Consider the following 1525-nt stretch of genomic DNA (forward strand, 5'->3'; position numbering starts at 1 on the left):
GGCGGCTTCGGTGAGGGCTGCGGTCTCGGTGGATGCGGTCTCGGCGGCTTCGGTGAGGGCTGCCGGCTCGGCGGCGGCGGTGGCGGTCACGGCTGGATCTCCCATCTGTGGGCGGCGACGAACTCCGCCACCGCCTGGTCTACGGCCTCCTGGCCGGTGCCGGTCGCGCGGAGCACACCCAGGTAGTCGCGGTTGGTCCGGTACAGCTCGTGCCGCTCGCCGAGGCGGCGCAGCGGACGGTACGTCAGGTGGACCCCGTCGACGTGGACTTCGGTCGGTTCCGGTGCCGCGACGAGCGTTCCGGCCCGGTCGGCGCACGGATACTCCAGACGGGCGGCGCCGTCGCGTCGTGACTCCAGGTCGGCGGGGAGTGGCTCGCCGAGGTGGGTGCGCAGGACGTGCTCGAAGAGGGGCAGGTCGAGCAGCTCGGCGAGGAGCAGATCGCACTGGTCGCCGATGGCCCGGTAGTTGACCTCGATGACGCGGGCCCGGCCCTCGTGGACGACGAACTCGGTGTGGCAGGCGCCGAAACCGACGCCCAGCGCGTCGAGTTGGGCGAGCACCTGCGCGACGACCGGCTCCGGGTGGGCCGGGACGAAGGTCATCCGCTGCTCGATGAAGTACGGCGGCGGGGAGACCTCGGTGTGGAAACCGCCGAGGACATGCCGGACGCGGCCGTCTCCGAGCGTCTCCAAGGTGTACAGCTCACCCGGCAGATACTCCTCGACGACCAGGGTGGCGCCGGAGCGGCGGGCGAGGATCTCCTTGCCGTGGGCGACCATGTCGGCGGGGTTCTCGACCAGCACGACGTCCTCGCTGGCGACGCCCTCGCGGGGCTTGAGAACGCAGGGGTACGGCGCGTCGGCGACCGGTGGGCCGGTCAGGTCGGCCGGTTCGGTGATCTCGGCGGACCAGACGGTGTCCACCCCGGCGGCGGCGATCCTGCGGCGCATCTCGCCCTTGTCCTTGCAACTCAGGGTGGCCCGCCAGTCCTTGCCGGGCAGCCCGAAGTACTGCGCGGCGAGGGCGGCCTGGGTCTGGAGGTGGTCGCTGTTGGTGAAGACGGCGGCGGGCCGGTGGTGGGTGGAGATCCGGGTGATGACGGCGCGGAAGTCGCGTACGTCGCACGGAAGGACCTCGACACCTGGGTGATCCGGGTACGCGGCGCGATGCGCGTCCGGCTGGTCGGTGAGGATCGTGACGTCCGGACCGAGCCGGGCGGCAGCGGGCAGGAAACCCTCGGTGACGGAGTCGGTGGGGTTCAGGGCGAGGAGGTACAGACGCATGGGACGGTGCACGGCTTCCGCTGGCGGGTGAGGGGTCGGACGGGGCGGGCCGGCGACGAAGAGGGCCGCGGAGGCGGTCTGGTCAGCCCCGCGATTCACGATCCGCACCCCCCTTGGCCATCAGCACTTGATCTTGCAGCTAAGGTAAGGCTTACCTCCTCGCCTCACCAAACTCCCTCACGCTCTGGAGTTGCCGATGACCATGGCCTCCCTGGCGCTCCCCCGGGCCGCCACTCCCC

At 71.3% G+C, this 1525-nt stretch carries 1 protein-coding gene; it reads right to left on the reverse strand.

Annotation, left to right across the window (positions count from 1 at the left end):
* Nucleotides 1-86 precede the first annotated feature (86 nt).
* Nucleotides 87-1286: an ATP-grasp domain-containing protein gene (locus AOK15_RS40980; RefSeq protein ID WP_055524321.1), complete on the reverse strand. Its 1200-nt coding sequence runs from the start codon at nucleotides 1284-1286 to the stop codon at nucleotides 87-89.
* Nucleotides 1287-1525 lie beyond the last annotated feature (239 nt).

The organism is Streptomyces ossamyceticus, assembly GCF_001418475.1.
Taxonomy (GTDB): Bacteria; Actinomycetota; Actinomycetes; order Streptomycetales; family Streptomycetaceae; genus Streptomyces; species Streptomyces ossamyceticus.

Coding starts and splice junctions, on each gene's coding strand:
- AOK15_RS40980 (WP_055524321.1), bottom strand. CDS start 1,286: ATGCGTCTGTACCTCCTCGCCCTGAACCCCACCGACTCCGTCACCGAG.